The organism is Micromonospora sp. NPDC049201 (assembly GCF_055586805.1).
Genome location: NZ_JBVJHM010000002.1, coordinates 1 through 15,825, shown reverse-complemented (window position 1 = coordinate 15,825; position 15,825 = coordinate 1). Strand labels below are relative to the sequence as shown.

17 protein-coding genes and 1 pseudogene are annotated in these 15,825 nt (G+C 71.5%); 7 read left to right on the top strand and 11 right to left on the bottom strand.

From position 1 onward, the window contains the following. The first annotated feature begins 69 nt into the window (after positions 1–69). The 4 genes from ACZ6O5_RS03740 (at position 70) to ACZ6O5_RS03725 (ending at position 3,356) form a co-directional block, all read left to right on the top strand. Entirely contained in the window at positions 70–588 is a 519-nt protein-coding gene (locus tag ACZ6O5_RS03740) for a toxin-antitoxin system HicB family antitoxin (RefSeq protein WP_465974342.1), read from the top strand. An 82-nt stretch (positions 589–670) separates the two neighbouring features. Further along, positions 671–1,510, top strand: coding sequence for a DUF4097 family beta strand repeat-containing protein (locus tag ACZ6O5_RS03735; protein WP_465974341.1), 840 nt, complete (start codon positions 671–673; stop codon positions 1,508–1,510). Between the two features lie 11 nt (positions 1,511–1,521). Further along, positions 1,522–2,517 carry an ATP-binding cassette domain-containing protein gene (locus tag ACZ6O5_RS03730; protein WP_465974340.1) on the top strand — a complete coding sequence of 332 codons (996 nt, stop codon included), beginning with the start codon at positions 1,522–1,524 and terminating at the stop codon, positions 2,515–2,517. Continuing rightward, positions 2,514–3,356, top strand: coding sequence for an ABC transporter permease (locus ACZ6O5_RS03725; RefSeq protein ID WP_405091129.1), 843 nt, complete (start codon positions 2,514–2,516; stop codon positions 3,354–3,356). The genes ACZ6O5_RS03730 and ACZ6O5_RS03725 overlap by 4 nt, the downstream gene beginning before the upstream one ends. A 27-nt stretch (positions 3,357–3,383) precedes the next feature. Here the strand turns inward: ACZ6O5_RS03725 and ACZ6O5_RS03720 are convergent, their stop codons facing one another. From ACZ6O5_RS03720 to ACZ6O5_RS03700, 5 genes are read right to left on the bottom strand one after another with little or no spacing between them, the layout of a single operon-like run. Further along, the gene (locus ACZ6O5_RS03720; RefSeq protein WP_465974339.1) at positions 3,384–3,878 is read right to left on the bottom strand and encodes a GNAT family N-acetyltransferase; all 495 of its coding nucleotides are present in this window, start codon (positions 3,876–3,878) and stop codon (positions 3,384–3,386) included. An 11-nt stretch (positions 3,879–3,889) separates the two neighbouring features. Then, positions 3,890–4,621: a class I SAM-dependent methyltransferase gene (locus ACZ6O5_RS03715; RefSeq protein WP_465974338.1), complete on the bottom strand. Its 732-nt coding sequence runs from the start codon at positions 4,619–4,621 to the stop codon at positions 3,890–3,892. Between the two features lie 50 nt (positions 4,622–4,671). Next, entirely contained in the window at positions 4,672–5,388 is a 717-nt protein-coding gene (locus tag ACZ6O5_RS03710; protein WP_465974337.1) for a SanA/YdcF family protein, read from the bottom strand. A 22-nt stretch (positions 5,389–5,410) separates the two neighbouring features. Further along, positions 5,411–5,773, bottom strand: coding sequence for a PH domain-containing protein (locus ACZ6O5_RS03705; protein WP_089155136.1), 363 nt, complete (start codon positions 5,771–5,773; stop codon positions 5,411–5,413). A gap of 31 nt (positions 5,774–5,804) precedes the next feature. Then, the gene (locus tag ACZ6O5_RS03700; protein WP_405091125.1) at positions 5,805–6,113 is read right to left on the bottom strand and encodes a 4a-hydroxytetrahydrobiopterin dehydratase; all 309 of its coding nucleotides are present in this window, start codon (positions 6,111–6,113) and stop codon (positions 5,805–5,807) included. A 238-nt stretch (positions 6,114–6,351) separates the two neighbouring features. On the opposite strand from ACZ6O5_RS03700, the gene ACZ6O5_RS03695 reads away from it, so the two are divergent. After that, positions 6,352–6,738, top strand: coding sequence for a (deoxy)nucleoside triphosphate pyrophosphohydrolase (locus ACZ6O5_RS03695; RefSeq protein ID WP_465974336.1), 387 nt, complete (start codon positions 6,352–6,354; stop codon positions 6,736–6,738). Between the two features lie 110 nt (positions 6,739–6,848). Here ACZ6O5_RS03695 and ACZ6O5_RS03690 read toward each other — a convergent pair whose 3' ends face one another. The 6 genes from ACZ6O5_RS03690 to ACZ6O5_RS03665 form a co-directional block, all read right to left on the bottom strand. Further along, positions 6,849–7,919, bottom strand: a complete 1,071-nt coding sequence (locus ACZ6O5_RS03690) for a succinate dehydrogenase/fumarate reductase iron-sulfur subunit (protein WP_281937886.1) — start codon at positions 7,917–7,919, stop codon at positions 6,849–6,851. Continuing rightward, entirely contained in the window at positions 7,919–9,829 is a 1,911-nt protein-coding gene (locus tag ACZ6O5_RS03685; protein WP_465974335.1) for a fumarate reductase/succinate dehydrogenase flavoprotein subunit, read from the bottom strand. The genes ACZ6O5_RS03690 and ACZ6O5_RS03685 overlap by 1 nt, the downstream gene beginning before the upstream one ends. An 11-nt stretch (positions 9,830–9,840) precedes the next feature. Continuing rightward, positions 9,841–10,662: a hypothetical protein gene (locus ACZ6O5_RS03680; RefSeq protein ID WP_465974334.1), complete on the bottom strand. Its 822-nt coding sequence runs from the start codon at positions 10,660–10,662 to the stop codon at positions 9,841–9,843. Between the two features lie 180 nt (positions 10,663–10,842). Further along, a complete protein-coding gene (locus tag ACZ6O5_RS03675; protein ID WP_405094331.1) occupies positions 10,843–12,270 on the bottom strand; it encodes a metallopeptidase TldD-related protein in 1,428 nt (475 codons plus the stop codon). Positions 12,271–12,362: 92 nt separating this feature from the next. Then, positions 12,363–13,796 carry a TldD/PmbA family protein gene (locus ACZ6O5_RS03670; protein ID WP_465974333.1) on the bottom strand — a complete coding sequence of 478 codons (1,434 nt, stop codon included), beginning with the start codon at positions 13,794–13,796 and terminating at the stop codon, positions 12,363–12,365. Between the two features lie 33 nt (positions 13,797–13,829). After that, entirely contained in the window at positions 13,830–14,378 is a 549-nt protein-coding gene (locus tag ACZ6O5_RS03665; protein WP_465974332.1) for a Uma2 family endonuclease, read from the bottom strand. Positions 14,379–14,619: 241 nt separating this feature from the next. On the opposite strand from ACZ6O5_RS03665, the gene ACZ6O5_RS03660 reads away from it, so the two are divergent. Together ACZ6O5_RS03660 and ACZ6O5_RS03655 are read left to right on the top strand one after the other, a co-directional pair. Further along, positions 14,620–15,726, top strand: a complete 1,107-nt coding sequence (locus tag ACZ6O5_RS03660; protein ID WP_465974331.1) for an ABC transporter ATP-binding protein — start codon at positions 14,620–14,622, stop codon at positions 15,724–15,726. Then, positions 15,723–15,825: pseudogene (locus ACZ6O5_RS03655) on the top strand (dipeptide/oligopeptide/nickel ABC transporter ATP-binding protein); the annotation flags it as partial. The gene ACZ6O5_RS03660 and the pseudogene ACZ6O5_RS03655, both read left to right, overlap by 4 nt.

The following is a 15,825-nucleotide window of genomic DNA, read 5'->3' as shown; positions in this document are numbered from 1 at the left end:
CGTGGGGCTCGTGCCATGGTGGCATCATTGGGGCTTGTGGTGGTGCCATGGGTGTGTCAGAGTGGTGCCATGGACTTGACCTCGTATGTGAGCAACCTCGGGCGGGAGTTCGCCACGCTCGCCGAAGCCGGCGGTGAAGAGTCGCGTGCGCTGGTCGAGCGCCTGACCGGGCCGCTGGAGTCGGCGATCCGGATGACGCTGCTGGACGCGCTGTCGGCCGCCGCCGACGAGATCACCCGGGAACTCGCCCCCGGCTCGGTGGAGGTGCGGCTGCGCGGCCGGGACCCGGAGTTCGTGGTGACCCCGCCGCCGGCCGAGCCGCTGCCGGCGGCGTCCGACCAGGGCGCGGCACCGGACATCGACCTGCCGATCAACGAGGACGGCCCGGTCGCCCGGATCAACGTACGCATGCCGGAGCAGCTCAAGGCCGCGGTCGAGGAGGCCGCCGCCGCCGAGGGGCGCTCGGTCAACGCCTGGCTGGTCCGGGCCGCCGCCGCCGGCCTGCCCAGAAGCGACCGGGAGCCGCGTCCCGAGCCACGCGGCGGCGGGAAGCGGTCCCAGCAACGTTTCACCGGCTGGGTGCACTGACCGCACCGCGCCACCCGGCTTTTCTCCTCACGTCCCCCTGACCTGCGGGGACGACTCACCGACCCAGGATGTGGGGACAACCATGCCTGTTTTCGACACACCCGAATCGATCTCCGTCACGATGGAACTCGGCGTCGCCGCTCTGCGGGTGGCCGCCGGCGACCGCGCCGACACCGTGGTGGAGGTCCGCCCGAGCAACGGCGACGACGAGTCCGACGTCCAGGCCGCCGCCCAGGTACGCGTCGAGCTCACCAACGGCACGCTCCACGTGACCGGCCCGAAGCGCACCTTCGACTTCTCGAAGAAGAGCAGGTCGGTGGATGTCTCGATCGAGCTGCCCAGCGACTCCCGGCTCGCCGCGCACCTGCTGCTGGGCGACGTGCACGCCACCGGCCGGCTCGGCGAGACCCGGGTGAAGACCACCGGCAACGTCCGGCTGGAGCGGACCGGGCCGTTGCGCCTGCACACCGGCGTCGGCCACGTCACCGTCGGCGACGTCACCGGCGACGCGGAGATCTCCACCGGCTCCGGCACGGTGCGGGTCGGCAACGTCGGGGGCGCCGTGGCGGTGAAGAACTCCAACGGCGACACCACGATCGACACGGCCACCGGTGACGTGCGGGTGCGTAATGCCAACGGTGCCATCGAGGTGGCGCACGCCGGCGCCGGCGTCGACGCGAAGACCTCCAACGGCGGCATCCGGGTCGCCGAGGTGACGCGCGGTTCGGTGGTGCTGGGCACCGCGATGGGCGACCTGGACATCGGCGTCGCGGCGGGCACCGCCGCGTGGCTGGAGGTCAACACCGGCTTCGGCCAGGTGCACAACCACCTGGAGAGCACCGCGCGGCCCGGCGGCACCGAGGAAACCGTCGAGGTACGCGGCCGGACCTCCTACGGCGACATCACCATCCACCGGTCCTGACGGAGGACACCATGACCACGTATCAGATCGCCGTGACCGGGCTCCGGAAGTCGTTCGGCGAGCACGTCGTGCTCGACGGCGTCGACCTGCGCGTACCCGAAGGCACGGTCTTCTCGCTGCTCGGCGCGAACGGCGCCGGGAAGACCACCACCGTGCGGATCCTGTCCACGCTCCTCGCCGCCGACGCGGGTGAGGTCCGGGTCGCCGGGCACGACCTCGCCCGCGAGCCGGACGCGGTACGCGCCGCGATCGGTGTCACCGGTCAGTTCTCCGCGGTGGACAAGCTGCTCACCGGCGAGGAGAACCTGCGGTTGATGGCGGACCTGCACCACCTGGCCCGCCACGAGGGCCGGCGGCGGGCCACCCGGCTGCTCGAACGGTTCGACCTGACCGGGGCGGCCGGGAAGCCGGCGTCGACCTACTCCGGGGGCATGCTGCGACGACTCGACCTGGCGATGACGCTGGTCGGCGACCCCCGGGTGATCTTCCTGGACGAGCCGACCACCGGGCTCGACCCGCGCAGCCGCCGGGACGTGTGGCAGATCGTCCGCGAGCTGGTGGCCGGCGGCGTGACCATCTTCCTGACCACCCAGTACCTGGCGGAGGCGGACGAGCTGGCCGACCGGATCGCGGTGCTCGACCACGGCCGGGTGGTCGCCGAGGGCACCCCCGAGGAGTTGAAGCGCCGCATTCCGGGCGGGCACGTGAGGCTGCGGTTCGCCGACCCGGCGGGCCTCGACGTGGCGGTACGCGTGCTCGACCGGGCCACCCGCGACACCGACGCGCTCACCCTGCGGGTGCCCGGCGACGGCAGCCTGCGGTCGCTGCGGTCGCTGATCGGCCGGCTCGACGACGGTGGCGTCGAGGTCGACGAGTTGTCCGTGCACACCCCCGACCTCGACGACGTCTTCCTCACCCTGACCGGCGGACCCACCGACACCCTGACCGGCGGACCCACCGACACCCGCACCGACCAGCCCTCCGATGGGAAGGTGACCACGCGATGAGCGTCTCCACCCACGCCGACCTCCGGTTCCACCCGCTGCGCGACTCGGTGACGATGCTGCGCCGCAACCTCCGGCGCATGCTGCGCTACCCGTCGATGACCGTGATGCTCATCGGGATGCCCGTGGTCTTCCTGCTGCTCTTCGTCTACGTGTTCGGCGGCACGCTGGGCGCCGGGCTCGGGAGCGGCGCCGGGGGGTCGACGGCCGGCGGTGGCGCGGCCGGTGCGGGGACCCGGGCCGCGTACGCCAACTACGTGGCGCCGGCGATCATCCTGATGACGGTGGCGGCCACGGTCCAGGGGACCGCCATCTCGATCGCGATGGACCTGACCGAGGGCATCATCGCCCGGTTCCGCACCATGCACATCGCCCGCGTCTCGGTGCTGACCGGACACGTCCTCGGCAGCATGATCCAGGCGGCGTTCAGCCTGGCCGTGGTGATCGGCGTGGCGCTGCTGGTCGGCTTCCGTCCCACCGCCGGGCCGGTCGGCTGGCTGGGCGCGGTCGGCCTGCTCGCGGCGGTGACGTTCGCGCTGGTCTGGCTGGCGGTCGCGCTCGGCCAGGTCAGCGAGAGCGTGGAGACCGCGAGCAACCTGCCGATGCCGCTGATCCTGCTGCCGTTCCTCGGCAGCGGGTTCGTGCCCACCGACTCGATGCCGGCCGGCCTGCGCTGGTTCGCCGAGTACCAGCCGTTCACCCCGATCATCGAGAGCCTGCGCGGCCTGCTGATGGGCACGCCGCTCGGCAACGACGGCTGGCTCGCGCTCGGCTGGTGCGCCGTCGTCGCGCTCGGCGGGTACCTCTGGTCCAGGCGGCTGTTCAACCGCGAGTCCCGCTAGCTGCGGCGCCCGCCCCCGGTCCGCGAGTCAGCGGATCCGGGGGCTGCGGCGTTCGATGAGCGTGACGTCCCGCCAGACGCCGTGGTGCCGGCCGATCCGCTCCCGGGTGCCGACCACCCGGAACCCGCGGGCCGCGTGCAGCGCCAGACTGGCGGTGTTCTCCGGGAACACGCCGGACTGGATGGTCCAGACGCCGGCCGCCTCGGTGGAGTCGATCAGCGCGTCCAGCAGCAGCCGGCCGACGCCGCGGCCCCGCGCCTCGGGATGCACGTAGACGGAGTGCTCGACCACCCCGGCGTATACGCAGCGGTCGGAGACCGCCGAGCAGGCCACCCAGCCGAGCAGCCGTCCGTCCGCGTCGAGCGCCACCCACCGGTGGTCGGGCAGCCGGCCGGCGGTGAACCGGGGCCACTCCGGCGGCTCGGTCTCGAACGTGGCGTCGCCCTCGGCGATGCCGAGGCGGTAGATCTCCAGCACCGCGTCGGCGTGCGAGTCGTCCATCACGACGACGGTCACTGTCATCGGCGAAGACGTTACCGGAGGCGGTAGACCGAGATGTGCGTACGGCTGTCCGCGTCGAACGGCGTCCGGTCCCAGTCGGCGTACCGCTCGGCGAGGTGGAGCCCGGCCCGCTCCGCCATCTCGTCGATCTGCTCCGGCCAGGCGTAGCGCATGGCGAACGGCTTGAGGTGCACGCCGTCGGCGTCGAACGTGATGGTCTGCCGCACGAACGTCTGCGCCGCCCGGTCGTACCGGTGCAGCCGGATGGTGGCCGAATCCTCGGTCACCTCCCGGACCTGGACCTGCTCGTCGCGGTCGAAGCCGGCCGGGTCGGGCACGAACGTCTCGATGACGAACGCGCCGCCGGGCGCCAGCACCCGCGCGACGTTGCGGAAGCACGCCGCCTGGCGCTCCGCGTCGACCAGGTTGAACAGCGTGTTGAAGACCAGGAACACCAGACGGTACGGCCCGGACACCGGGACGTCCGCCATGTCGCCGAGGGTGACCGGCAGGTGCTCGCCGCCCGGCTTGGCGCGGAGCTGAGCGACCATCTCCGGGGACGCCTCGACGCCCTCCACGGCCAGGCCGCGTGCGGCCAGCGGCAGGGCCACCCGGCCGGTGCCGACGGCGAGTTCGAGCACCGGGCCGTCTGCCGCCAGGGGCGCGAGGAAGTCGACCGCCGGCGTCGGGTCGGGATTGCCGGGGCTGTCGTAGTTCGCGGCCCAGAGTCGGCCGAACAGGCCGGGATCATCGAAGACGGACATTGCGTCAGCAGACCAGTGGTCGTCCCGGCACCACAACCGGATTACCGCCGTCAGCCGGCCCGCAGCGCGTCGTCCACGCCGGTCTCGTGCCGGCCGAGGTGCACCGGGTCCCGGCCGGAGAGCACGTCCACCGCGGCCTTCACGCTGGCGCCGTACTCCCGGGCGCTGCTGATCCGCCACTGCCGGGCGTACCGGCGGGCGCTGTCGTCGCCCACGCCGTCGGCCGTCACCCCGACCTGCCGGCAGAGCGCCACCGCGCGGGGCAGGTGGAACGACTGGGTGACCACGATGGCCCGCCGCACGCCGAAGATCCGCCGGGCCCGGACGCACGAGTCGTAGGTGTCGAAGCCGGCGTGGTCGAGCACCACCTTCTCCGCCGGCACACCCCGGTCGACCAGCCAGCGTCGCATCGCGTCCGGCTCGTCGTAGTCCCAGTCCATGTGGTCGCCGGAGACCAGTACCACAGTGACCGTGCCGGCCGCGTACAACTGCCGGGCGATCTCCAGCCGGGCGGCCAGGAACGGCGACGGCGTGCCGTCCGGCTCGACCTTGGCGCCGAGCACCAGCGCCACCGGCGCGTCCGGCACGTCGGCGACGGTGAACACGTGCCCCTCGGCGTCGCCGCGGACCCAGGCCACGCTGGCCGCCGTCGCCACCGCCAGCAGCACCGCGCCGGCGGCGCCGACCAGCAGCAGCCGGCGGATCAGGCGTACGGCCCGCCGGTGCCTGTCGGGCCAGGTGCGCCAGCGTGCCGTCAGCCCCCGCATGGCGGCGATTGTGCCAGGCCGCTCAGGAGATGTGGTGCAGGATGACGTTGTGCACGTGGTGGCTCTTCTCCGCGCCCCGGAACTCCACCTCGTAGGTGTGCGTGCCGACGTGCACGGCGATCGCCCCGGTGGAGAAGAACGAGCCACCCCAGGACTTGTTGCTCACCACGCTCACGCTGGTGATCTTCGAGTACGGGATGCTCGTGATGGCGTACCGCTTGCCGACGAACGAGCGGTCCTGGACGATCACGCGCCGGTCGGTGAGGCCGATGAAGCCGGTGCCGGTGCCGATCGCGTCGTAGACAGCGATGATCTGCTCCCCGGGCAGCAGCCCGCTCTGGATCTGCTGGAACTGTTCCTTGCGGTCGTACGTCGGACCAGACATGTCCTCGACGGTAGGGCAGGCGCGCCAGTGTTCAGGGCGCGGTGACCGCCCGGACCGCGTCCTCGATGCGTGCCGCGAGCAGCACCTCACCCTCGGTGAGCGGCTCGCCGTCGTCGTGCCCCAGCCTGATCCGGGTCCGCCCGGCCTGGCGACTGATCTCGGGGCGCAGTCTTAGCGCGTCGGCGACCACCGCCACCCGCTCGGTGAGCGCGGCGTGCTGGGTGTCGTCCAGGGCGAGCATGCGACTGAGCTGCTCGCCCTCGCGCGTCCACCCGGGCAGCAGGGCGAGCGCGTCGCTGAGGTAGTCGTGCTTCGCCCGGCTGCTGAACAGCACGCGCATCACCGCACCTCCCAGGCGTCGTTGCCGGCTTGTGGCCAAATCGTCGCCATCCCGTGTCCCAGTCGACGCCCTCTAGTCTGTCGTCGCACAGATGGTGTGTCCACGCCCACACTTCCGGGTTCTGCTGGCCTGATGGCCGACTCAGCTACCCAAACCGCCGATTGATCTGGCACGCTGGTGGTCCGTGCGGACCGAACGGGTTAGCGGAAATGGGCAGGCCGACCGGCGGGAGCCGAGGGTGGTCGTCGGAGCGGCGATCATCGTGGCCGGCCGGGTCCTCGCCTGCGAGCGCGCCGCGCCGCCCGAGGTGGCGGGGCGGTGGGAGTTCCCCGGCGGCAAGGTCGAGCCCGGGGAGACCGAGGTCGACGCGCTGACCCGGGAGTGCGCCGAGGAGTTGGGCGTCCGGGTCGCGGTCGGCCCAAGGGTCGGGCGGGACGTCCGGATGGCACACGGCCGGTCCGTCCTGCGGGTCTACGCGGCCCGCCTGCTGCACGGCGACCAGCCGACCGCGCTGGAACACGCCGAGCTGCGCTGGCTCTCCGCGACCGAGCTGGACACCGTCGAATGGCTGCCGGCCGACGTGCCGATCGTGCCCGCGCTGCGTCCGCTGCTCGCCAAGTCCTGAGCCGCGCCCGCCGCCGGCAGGAGCAGACCTGCCGAACCGGACGGTCGGCCGGAAACGGGACAGGGGCCGGCGGCGTGTGCCGCTGGCCCCCGTCATCGTCGCGCCGCTTGTCAGTGCTTCGGCTCGTCCTGCTGCGGGTGGGCGAAGTTGAGGTGCTCCGCCGGCAGCGGGAACTCCACGTCGTCGCCGAACGGCGACGGCGCGGCGGCCCGGTCGAAGGTCAGCTCGGTCAGCGGCAGCTTGCCGTTGGCGTCCACCGCCGGAGCGGTCGGGTGCGGCACCTCGCGCTGCCAGTTGACGCCCTGCTGGGCCTGGCGCTCGGCACCGCTGTCGTGCGAACCGCCGGCGTGCGAGTGCACCCCACGGTGAGCCGCGCCGGTGGTCACCGCACCGCTGGAATGCCCGCTGGTCGCGCTGGTCTGAGGCACCTGACCCCTCCGGAAGATCTTGTTACCGAGCCACACAAGGGGATCGTACCTGCGGTCCACGACCCGTTCCTTCATGGGGATGATCCCGTTGTCGGTGATCTTGATGTGCTCGGGGCAGACCTCGGTGCAGCACTTCGTGATGTTGCAGAACCCGAGCCCCATCTCGGACTGCGCGTACTCCTTGCGGTCGGTACGCGTGTCGAGCGGGTGCATGTCCAGCTCGGAGGCCCGGATGAAGAACCGAGGGCCGGAGAACGCCGGCTTGTTCTCGTCGTGGTCGCGGATCACGTGACAGACGTTCTGGCACAGGAAGCACTCGATGCACTTGCGGAACTCCTGCGAGCGCTCGACGTCGACCTGCTGCATCCGGTAGTCACCGGGCGCCACGTCGGCCGGCGGCGCGAACGCCGGGGTCTCCCGCGCCTTCTCGTAGTTGAAGGACACGTCGGTGACCAGGTCCCGGATCACCGGGAAGGTCCGCAGCGGCGTGACCGTGACGGTCTCCGTCTCCTCGAACGTCGACATCCGCGTCATGCAGCCCAGCCGCGGCTTGCCGTTGATCTCCATCGAGCAGGAGCCGCACTTGCCGGCCTTGCAGTTCCAGCGGCACGCCAGGTCCGGCGCCTCGGTGGCCTGGAGCCGGTGGATGACGTCGAGGACGACCTCGCCCTCGTTCACCTCGACCGCGTAGTCCTGGAGGTCGCCGCCGGTCTCGTCACCCCGCCAGATGCGGAACTGTCGCTTGCTTCCCATCAGCGCTCCTCCTCGGTGCGGGCGTCGAACTCGGCGAGCTCCTCGTCGGTCAGGTATTTCGACAGCTCGGCCCGGTCGAACAGCCCGATCAGCTCCGGCCGCATCGTCGGCAGCGGCTTGTGGGTCAGCCGGACCGCGTCGCCGTCGAGCGAGCAGACCAGGTTGACCCGCCGCCACTTCGGGTCCATCGCCGGATAGTCCTCCCGGGTGTGCCCGCCGCGCGACTCCTGCCGCTCCAGCGCCGCCTTCGCGGTGCACTCCGAGACCACGAGCATGTTGCGCAGGTCGAGCGCGAGGTGCCAGCCCGGGTTGTAGCGCCGGCCGCCGACCGCGCTCACCTTCGCCACCCGCTCCCGCAGCTCGGCCAGCCGGCCGAGCGCGTCGGCCAGCTCACCCTCCCGCCGGATGATGCCGACCAGGTCGCCCATCACCACCTGGAGATCCTGCTGGAGCTGGTACGGGTTCTCCCCGGTGTCGCGCTGCAACGGCGCCAGCGCCGTCTCCACCGCGGCCTCCACCGCCGCCACCGCCACCGCCGGGCGGGCGGTGAGCTGGTCGGCGTACGTCGCGGCGTGTCCGCCCGCCCGCTTGCCGAAGACCAGCAGGTCGGACAGGGAGTTGCCGCCGAGCCGGTTGGAGCCGTGCATGCCGCCGGAGACCTCACCGGCGGCGAAGAGGCCACGCACCGTGCCGGCCGCCGCGCCGGAATCCGGGTCCACCTCCACGCCACCCATCACGTAGTGACAGGTCGGGCCGACCTCCATCGGCTCCTTCGTGATGTCGACGTCGGCCAGCTCCTTGAACTGGTGGTACATCGACGGCAGTCGGCGCTGGATCTCCTCCGCCGACTTGCGGGAGGCGATGTCCAGGTAGACGCCGCCGGCCGGCGTACCCCGACCGGCCTTGACCTCGCTGTTGATCGCGCGGGCGACCTCGTCGCGGGGCAGCAGCTCCGGCGGACGGCGGTTGTTGTCCGGGTCGGTGTACCAGCGGTCCGCCTCGTCCTCCGTCTCCGCGTACTGCTTGCGGAAGACGTCCGGGACGTAGTCGAACATGAACCGCTTGCCGTCGGAGTTCTTCAGCACGCCGCCGTCGCCGCGCACCGACTCGGTGACCAGGATGCCCTTCACCGAGGGCGGCCAGACCATGCCGGTCGGGTGGAACTGGAGGAACTCCATGTTGATCAGCGTGGCCCCGGCGCGCAGCGCCAGCGCGTGGCCGTCCCCGGTGTACTCCCAGGAGTTCGAGGTGACCTTGTAGGACCGGCCGACGCCGCCGGTGGCCAGCACCACGGCCGGCGCCTCGAAGAGGATGAACTCGCCGGACTCCCGGTAGTAGCCGAACGCGCCGGCCACCCGGTCGCCGTCCAGCAGCAGCTCGGTGATCGTGGTCTCGGAGAACACCCGGATCCGGGCGTCGTAGCTGCCGAACTCGCGCTTGTCCTCCTGCTGGAGGGAGACGATCTTCTGCTGGAGCGTGCGGATCAGCTCCAAGCCGGTCCGGTCGCCGACGTGCGCCAGGCGCGGGTACTCGTGACCACCGAAGTTGCGCTGCGAGATCTTGCCGTCCTTGGTGCGGTCGAAGAGCGCACCGTACGTCTCCAGCTCCCAGATCCGCTGCGGCGACTCCTTGGCGTGCAGCTCGGCCATCCGGAAGTTGTTCAGGAACTTGCCGCCGCGCATGGTGTCCCGGAAGTGCACCTGCCAGTTGTCCCGCGAGTTCACGTTGCCCATGGCCGCCGCGGCGCCACCCTCGGCCATCACCGTATGCGCCTTGCCGAACAGCGACTTCGAGATGATCGCGGTCTTCTTGCCGGCCAACCGGGCCTCGATCGCCGCGCGCAGGCCGGCGCCGCCGGCCCCGATCACGACGACGTCGTAGTGGTGTCGTTCGATTCGCGTTTCAGTCATGTCAGGGGCCCTCAGTTGATGAACCGCAGGTCGTTGAACCAGCCGGCGGCGATCGCCATCACGTAGAAGTCGGTGAACGCCAGGGTGCCGAGCGTGATCCAGGCGAGCTGCATGTGCCGGACGTTCAACCAGGACACGCCGGTCCACGCCTTGTACCGCACCGGGTGCTTGGAGAAGTGCTTGAGCCGGCCACCGATGATGTGCCGGCAGGAGTGGCAGGAGATCGTGTACGCCCAGAGCATCACCACGTTGAGCAGCAGGACGATGTTGCCCAGACCGAAGCCGAAGCCCTCGGGGGAGTGGAAGGCGAGGACGGCGTCCCAGGTGTTGATCAGCGAGATGATCGCGGCGGCGTAGAAGAAGTAGCGGTGCAGGTTCTGCCCGAGCAGCGGGAACCGCGTCTCGCCGCTGTACGTCTGGTGCCCGTCCGGCACGGCGCAGGCCGGCGGCGACAGCCAGAACGACCGGTAGTACGCCTTGCGGTAGTAGTAGCAGGTCAGCCGGAACAGCAGCAGGAACGGCAGGGTCAGCGCCGCGTCCGGGATGATCCACCAGCCGGGCAGGAAGCTGCCGAAGTGCGAGGAGCCCTCGACGCACCGCTCGGTCACGCAGGGGGAGTAGAACGGGGTCAGGTAGTGGTACTGCTCCACCCAGTACCACTTGTGCATGAAGACCCGGACGGTCGCGTAGATGACCCAGGCGCTGAGCCCGACCACGGTGATCAGTGGGGCGAGCCACCATCGGTCGGTCCGCAACGTCTTCGCCGCGATGGCGGCACGTGCCCGCGCTCCCCGCGGCTGCGACCTCGGCCCCCTGGCCGACGTAGTTGTCATTCGAGTCATCTCCCTGACGTCACTGTCACGTCCTGCGCACGCGTGGAACCACGCCGGTGAACCGGCGCGGCTAAGTGACACACGTTACGCCGATCTTCACGGCCCGGCCGCGCAACGCAGTGTCCCGTGTGTCCCGCTGGTTGGAAAGACCCGGCTCATGATCAATATGTGCGGCGTCGCTCAGCCGGACGCACCGCCGGTGAAGTGCCACGACGACAGTCGCAGCGCCGGGCCCTCCCACCACGACCCGTCGGACCGGGCCGGCTGCCGGACCGGCCGCCGGCCCAGGCCGAGCACCCGGCCCGGCCCCACGGCACGCGGATAGGACTCGGTGAACCGGAAGTCGCGCACCGCCCGCACCGGTACGCCGTCCTCGACCAGCCAGACGCCGTTGCGGGTCAGGCCGGTGACCACGAGCTGCTTGGGGTCCAGCACCCGCGTGTACCAGAAGTCGCTGACCAGCAGCCCGCGCCGTACGCCGGCCACCAGGGCCGCCGTGTCCGGGTCACCCACCGCACCGGTCACGCCCGCGCCCACCGAACCGGCCGGGCCGTCGACGGTCGCCACCGGGGCGGCGTCCGCAGGCAGCAGGCGGAGATTGCTGGGGATCGGGCCGAACGTCGACCCGCCGGCCATGCCGTGCCCGGTGGACCCGGTGCCCGCCCCGGCGCCGCTGCGCCGGTCGTGCGCCACCGCCTCGGTGGTGCCGGCCCGCACCAGGGTGAGCGCCCGCCGGGGGGTGCCCTCCAGGTCGAACGGCAGCGTGGAGGCGTGCAGCGGGTCGTCCACCAGCGTCACCGCCGGGTCGAACTGGGCCGTGCCCGGCTCGGCGAAGGACTGGCGTTCGGCGTGTCGCTTGCCGTTGAAGCCGTACCAGGCGAGGTTCTGGAGCAGGTCGGCCACGGCGGCCGGTTCGAGCACCACCTCGTAGTGCCCCGGCGGCAGCTCGACCGGGTCGGCCGCGGCCCGCGCCTTGGCCGCCGCGCGGGCGCCGAGCGCACCGCCGTCCAGGTCGGCCAGGCGGTCCGCGCAGTGGCGGGCCACCCCGTCCGCGCCGCCGGCCCGGGCGATGCCGTCCATCGCCGCCTCGGCGGCCCGGCCCACCGCCGAGTGCCCGGCCGAGTTGGCGAACGCGGCGGACAGGTACAGGGTGCGGCAGTAACCGGCCGCCTCCAGCCCGTCGACCGCGTCCACGAACGCGCGGACCCGGGCGGCCCGCTCGTCGGGCGACGCGAACGCGGTGGCCTCGTCGACGGCGGGGCCGGTCGGCGTCGACGTCGGCGCGGTGAGGCCCGGCCAGGCCGGGTCGGGCGGCGCGAGGCGGGCCGCCGCCCGGGTGCGTTCGACAAGCGCGGTCAACCCGTCGGCGTCCACCCGGTTGCCGCCGCCCGCGGCGGTCCGGCCGTCGACGTGCAGCCGCAGCCGCACGGCGGTGCCGGTCTCGGCCACGTTCTGGTGGATGAACGAGTTGGCGAACCGGGTCAGCGCCAGATCGGACCGGGTCACCACCACCTCGGCCTCGGCACCCGGCCCGGCCGCGCGCCGGACCAGCTCCACCACCCGGGCGGCGAGATCCCGCTCGTCACTCATGGCGTGCCGACCGGGCATGCGCTCACGGCCCTCGCTCCGCTCGGTGCGTTCGCTCATGCCGTGCCGACCGGGCATGCGCTCACGGCCCTCGCTCCGCTCGGTGCGTTCGCTCATGCGCGTACCCCCACCCGCACGCCGCGGAACCGGGCCGGCGCGGCCGGGTGGCCGGTGTGCCCGATCTGGCCGGGCTGGCCCTTGCCGCAGTTGGGCGTGCCCCAGGCGACCGTCTCCGAGGAGAGCATGTCCATCGAGCGCCAGAAGACCGGCCCGATGCCGGTGTAGGTCGGGTTGCGCAGCATCCGGCCCCGGCGCCCCTGCTTCACCTCCCAGCCGACCTCGCAGCCGAACTGGAAGTTGAGCCGTTTGTCGTCGATCGACCAGGACCTGTTGATGTCCATCAGCACCCCGTCGTCGGTGGCCGCGATGATCTCGTCGAGCGTGTGCGGGCCAGGTTCCAGGCCCACGTTCGTCATCCGCACCATCGGCAGCCGGGCCCAGCCGTCGGCGCGTACGCTGCCGCCGTGGTCCAGGCCGGCGACGGCGGCCGAGTCCCGGCCGGCGAGCACCCCGACCCACCGCCCCTCGCGCACCGCGTCCCGTCGGACCGCAGGCGACCCCTCGTCGTCGAAGCCGAAGCTGCCGAGCGCGCCCGGGATGGTCGGGTCGATCGTCACGTTCATCAGCTCCGATCCGTAGCGCAGCGAGCCGAGCCGGGCCAGGTCGAGCCAGGACGTGCCGGCGAACGCCGCCTCCCAGCCGAGGATGCGGTCCAGCTCGATGGCGTGCCCGACCGACTCGTGGATCTGCAACGCGAGCTGCTCCCCGCCGAGGATCAGGTCGGTCTCGCTGGATGGGCACTCCGGCGCGGTGAGCAGCTCGCGGGACTCCTCGGCGACCCGGGCGGCGTGCGCGGCCAGGTCGAGCGCGGTGACCAGCTCCCAGCCGGTGGTGCCGTACTGCCCGCGGTAGCTCGGGTAGGACCGGCGCTGCGTCTCGCCGTCGCCGATCGAGGTGGCGGAGATGCCGCCGCCGCACTCGCGGATGTGCTGGTCGATCCGGTGGCCCTCGCTGGAGACGAACCACTTCGTGGTGTCCCAGATCTGGTAGAGCCCCTCGGCCAGGTCGGCCCCGTGCTCGCGCATCGTGGCGGTGGCGCCGACCAGCAGGTCGCCCTTGTCGGACAGCGGCACCCCGAGCGGGTCGACCGCGCACTCCGAGGCCCAGCTCGCCACCGCCGCCTCCACCGGCACCAGGTCGACCGGCGGGCCGGGGACCCGCGCGCTCGCGGCGGCGATCGCCGCGGCACGCCGGCCGGCGTCGCGGGCCGCGGCGTCGGACAGCTCGGGTACGGCGTGGAAGCCCCAGCCGGAGCCGACGAGCGCGCGCACCCCCAGGCCGATGCTCTCGTGCTGGGCCAGCTCCTCGATGTCGCCGTTGCGCGCCGACATCGACTCGTACCGGCGGTGCATCACCCGGGCGTCGGCGTAGCGGGCTCCCGCGTCGAGGGCGGCCTGCACGGCGGCGGTCGCCGCATCGAATCCCATGCGTCCGACCCTAGGCGAACACACCGACATCCGTCAGGCGAGCAGATCCTCCGGGCGGATCGTGGCACGCACGGGTCGGATCAGGTCCAGCGTGTCGCCTCTCTTCGCGACGGCGTGCTCGACATAGTGCGCGTCCTGGCGCCGGTAGAGGTGCATGGTCAACGTGTCCTGCTCGATCAGCAGGTACCACTCGATCTGCGCCGCGGCGTAGAAGTGCATCTTGAGCACCTTGTCGGTCGCCGCGTTGCTCGGCGAGATGACCTCGCAGACCAGACGCACATCACTGGCCTCTATCACCGGTACGCGTAGGTCGATGTCATTGGTGATGACCAGGTCGGGAATGGGAATCCGTCCCGGCCGCAGCCGTACGTTCACGGCTTCGAGCACGCGTAACCCGGCTTCCCGCGCCGGCATGCGGAGCATGGCGCGAAGTTCGCCGGAGATGTTCTGATGCAGCGGGGTGGGACCAGGGGTCACGTAGAGGCTCCAGTCGAAGAGTTCGACGCGTTGCTGCGTCTCCCCGAGAGAGAGGTACTCCTCTTCGGTCCACGGGCCGTCGTGGTCGAACACCGCCGCCGTCATGGCAAACCTCCACCTCGTGTCGGCCGGGATCGTCGTTCCTTCACCACGGATATCGTCGCACCTCTCGTGCGATGAGCAGATCACCACGGTGAGTCACGACTCACGAAGGTCCAGGTGAGGGCTGTTCAGGTCGGAAACCCAGTCGTTACGCTCTGACCGCTGACAGACCACTCGATGTAGCTTATTTTCGCCTCCAGAGGTTTCCTGTAGGTTCTCTTCATCACCGAAGGGGAGGCGGTCAATGGGCAGGTCGGAGGCGGTGCCGTCCGGGGAGCCGGACCGCCCGGAGGTGCCGGAGCAACGCTCCGGTGACGCGCCCTATCTCCAGGTCAGAGACCTGCGGGTGCGGTTCGACACCGAGGACGGCGTGGTCAGGGCCGTGGACGGGGTGTCGTTCGCCGTGGAGCGGGGTCGCACGCTCGGCATCGTGGGGGAGTCCGGTTCCGGCAAGAGCGTCACGTCGCTGGCGATCCTGGGACTGCACAGCACGTCCAAGCGGGCGACCGTCACCGGGGAGATCTCCGTCGGCGGGCGTCAGCTCGTCGGCCTGCCCGATGACGACGTGCGGCGACTGCGCGGCCGGGACATGGCGATGATCTTCCAGGATCCGTTGTCGGCGCTGCACCCGTACTACTCGGTGGGCAAGCAGATCGCGGAGGCGTACCGGGTGCACCACCCGAGGGCCGGGAAGCGGGAGGCCCGCAGCCGGGCCGTCGACATGCTGGACCGGGTCGGCATCCCGCAGCCGGCAAAGCGGTTCGAGCAGTACCCGCACGAGTTCTCCGGTGGGATGCGGCAGCGCGCGATGATCGCGATGGCGCTGGTCAACGACCCGGATCTGCTGATCGCCGACGAGCCGACCACGGCGTTGGACGTGACGGTGCAGGCGCAGATCCTGGACCTCCTCGCCGATCTGCAGGAGGAGTTCCGGTCGGCCATCATCCTGATCACGCACGATCTGGGCGTGGTCAGCCAGGTGGCGGACGACGTCCTCGTCATGTACGGCGGCCGGGCCGTGGAGCACGGCAGCGTGGCGCGGGTGTTGCGGACGCCGCAGCATCCGTACACCTGGGGGTTGTTGTCGAGCGTGCCGTCGCTGCACGGCGACGCCGACGCGGACCTGGTGCCGATCCCCGGCAATCCGCCGTCGCTGATCAATCTGCCGTCGGGGTGCGCGTTCCATCCTCGCTGCCGCTACGCCGGCGTCAACGGCGAGCGCTCTCGCACGGAGGTGCCCGCGCTCCGGGCGGCCGGGGAGGCGGGGCATCTGGTGGCCTGCCACCTGCCGGCCGAGGAGCGCACCCGGCTCTATCAGCAGGACATCGCCCAGGTGGGAGTGGCCCGATGAGCGCCGAGACCGAGCCGTTGTTGTCGGTGCGGGGGCTGACGAAGCATTTCCCGGTGCGGGACGGGTTGCGTGGCAGGGGGGCGGTGCGGGCGGTCGACG

Coding starts and splice junctions, on each gene's coding strand:
- ACZ6O5_RS03670 (WP_465974333.1), bottom strand. CDS start 13,796: ATGGGATTCGATGCGGCGACCGCCGCCGTGCAGGCCGCCCTCGACGCG.
- ACZ6O5_RS03710 (WP_465974337.1), bottom strand. CDS start 5,388: ATGCGGGGGCTGACGGCACGCTGGCGCACCTGGCCCGACAGGCACCGG.
- ACZ6O5_RS03705 (WP_089155136.1), bottom strand. CDS start 5,773: ATGTCTGGTCCGACGTACGACCGCAAGGAACAGTTCCAGCAGATCCAG.
- ACZ6O5_RS03740 (WP_465974342.1), top strand. CDS start 70: ATGGACTTGACCTCGTATGTGAGCAACCTCGGGCGGGAGTTCGCCACG.
- ACZ6O5_RS03675 (WP_405094331.1), bottom strand. CDS start 12,270: ATGCCCGGTCGGCACGCCATGAGTGACGAGCGGGATCTCGCCGCCCGG.
- ACZ6O5_RS03685 (WP_465974335.1), bottom strand. CDS start 9,829: ATGACTGAAACGCGAATCGAACGACACCACTACGACGTCGTCGTGATC.
- ACZ6O5_RS03725 (WP_405091129.1), top strand. CDS start 2,514: ATGAGCGTCTCCACCCACGCCGACCTCCGGTTCCACCCGCTGCGCGAC.
- ACZ6O5_RS03665 (WP_465974332.1), bottom strand. CDS start 14,378: ATGACGGCGGCGGTGTTCGACCACGACGGCCCGTGGACCGAAGAGGAG.
- ACZ6O5_RS03720 (WP_465974339.1), bottom strand. CDS start 3,878: ATGACAGTGACCGTCGTCGTGATGGACGACTCGCACGCCGACGCGGTG.
- ACZ6O5_RS03660 (WP_465974331.1), top strand. CDS start 14,620: ATGGGCAGGTCGGAGGCGGTGCCGTCCGGGGAGCCGGACCGCCCGGAG.
- ACZ6O5_RS03715 (WP_465974338.1), bottom strand. CDS start 4,621: ATGTCCGTCTTCGATGATCCCGGCCTGTTCGGCCGACTCTGGGCCGCG.
- ACZ6O5_RS03690 (WP_281937886.1), bottom strand. CDS start 7,919: ATGGGAAGCAAGCGACAGTTCCGCATCTGGCGGGGTGACGAGACCGGC.
- ACZ6O5_RS03730 (WP_465974340.1), top strand. CDS start 1,522: ATGACCACGTATCAGATCGCCGTGACCGGGCTCCGGAAGTCGTTCGGC.
- ACZ6O5_RS03735 (WP_465974341.1), top strand. CDS start 671: ATGCCTGTTTTCGACACACCCGAATCGATCTCCGTCACGATGGAACTC.
- ACZ6O5_RS03700 (WP_405091125.1), bottom strand. CDS start 6,113: ATGCGCGTGCTGTTCAGCAGCCGGGCGAAGCACGACTACCTCAGCGAC.
- ACZ6O5_RS03680 (WP_465974334.1), bottom strand. CDS start 10,662: ATGACAACTACGTCGGCCAGGGGGCCGAGGTCGCAGCCGCGGGGAGCG.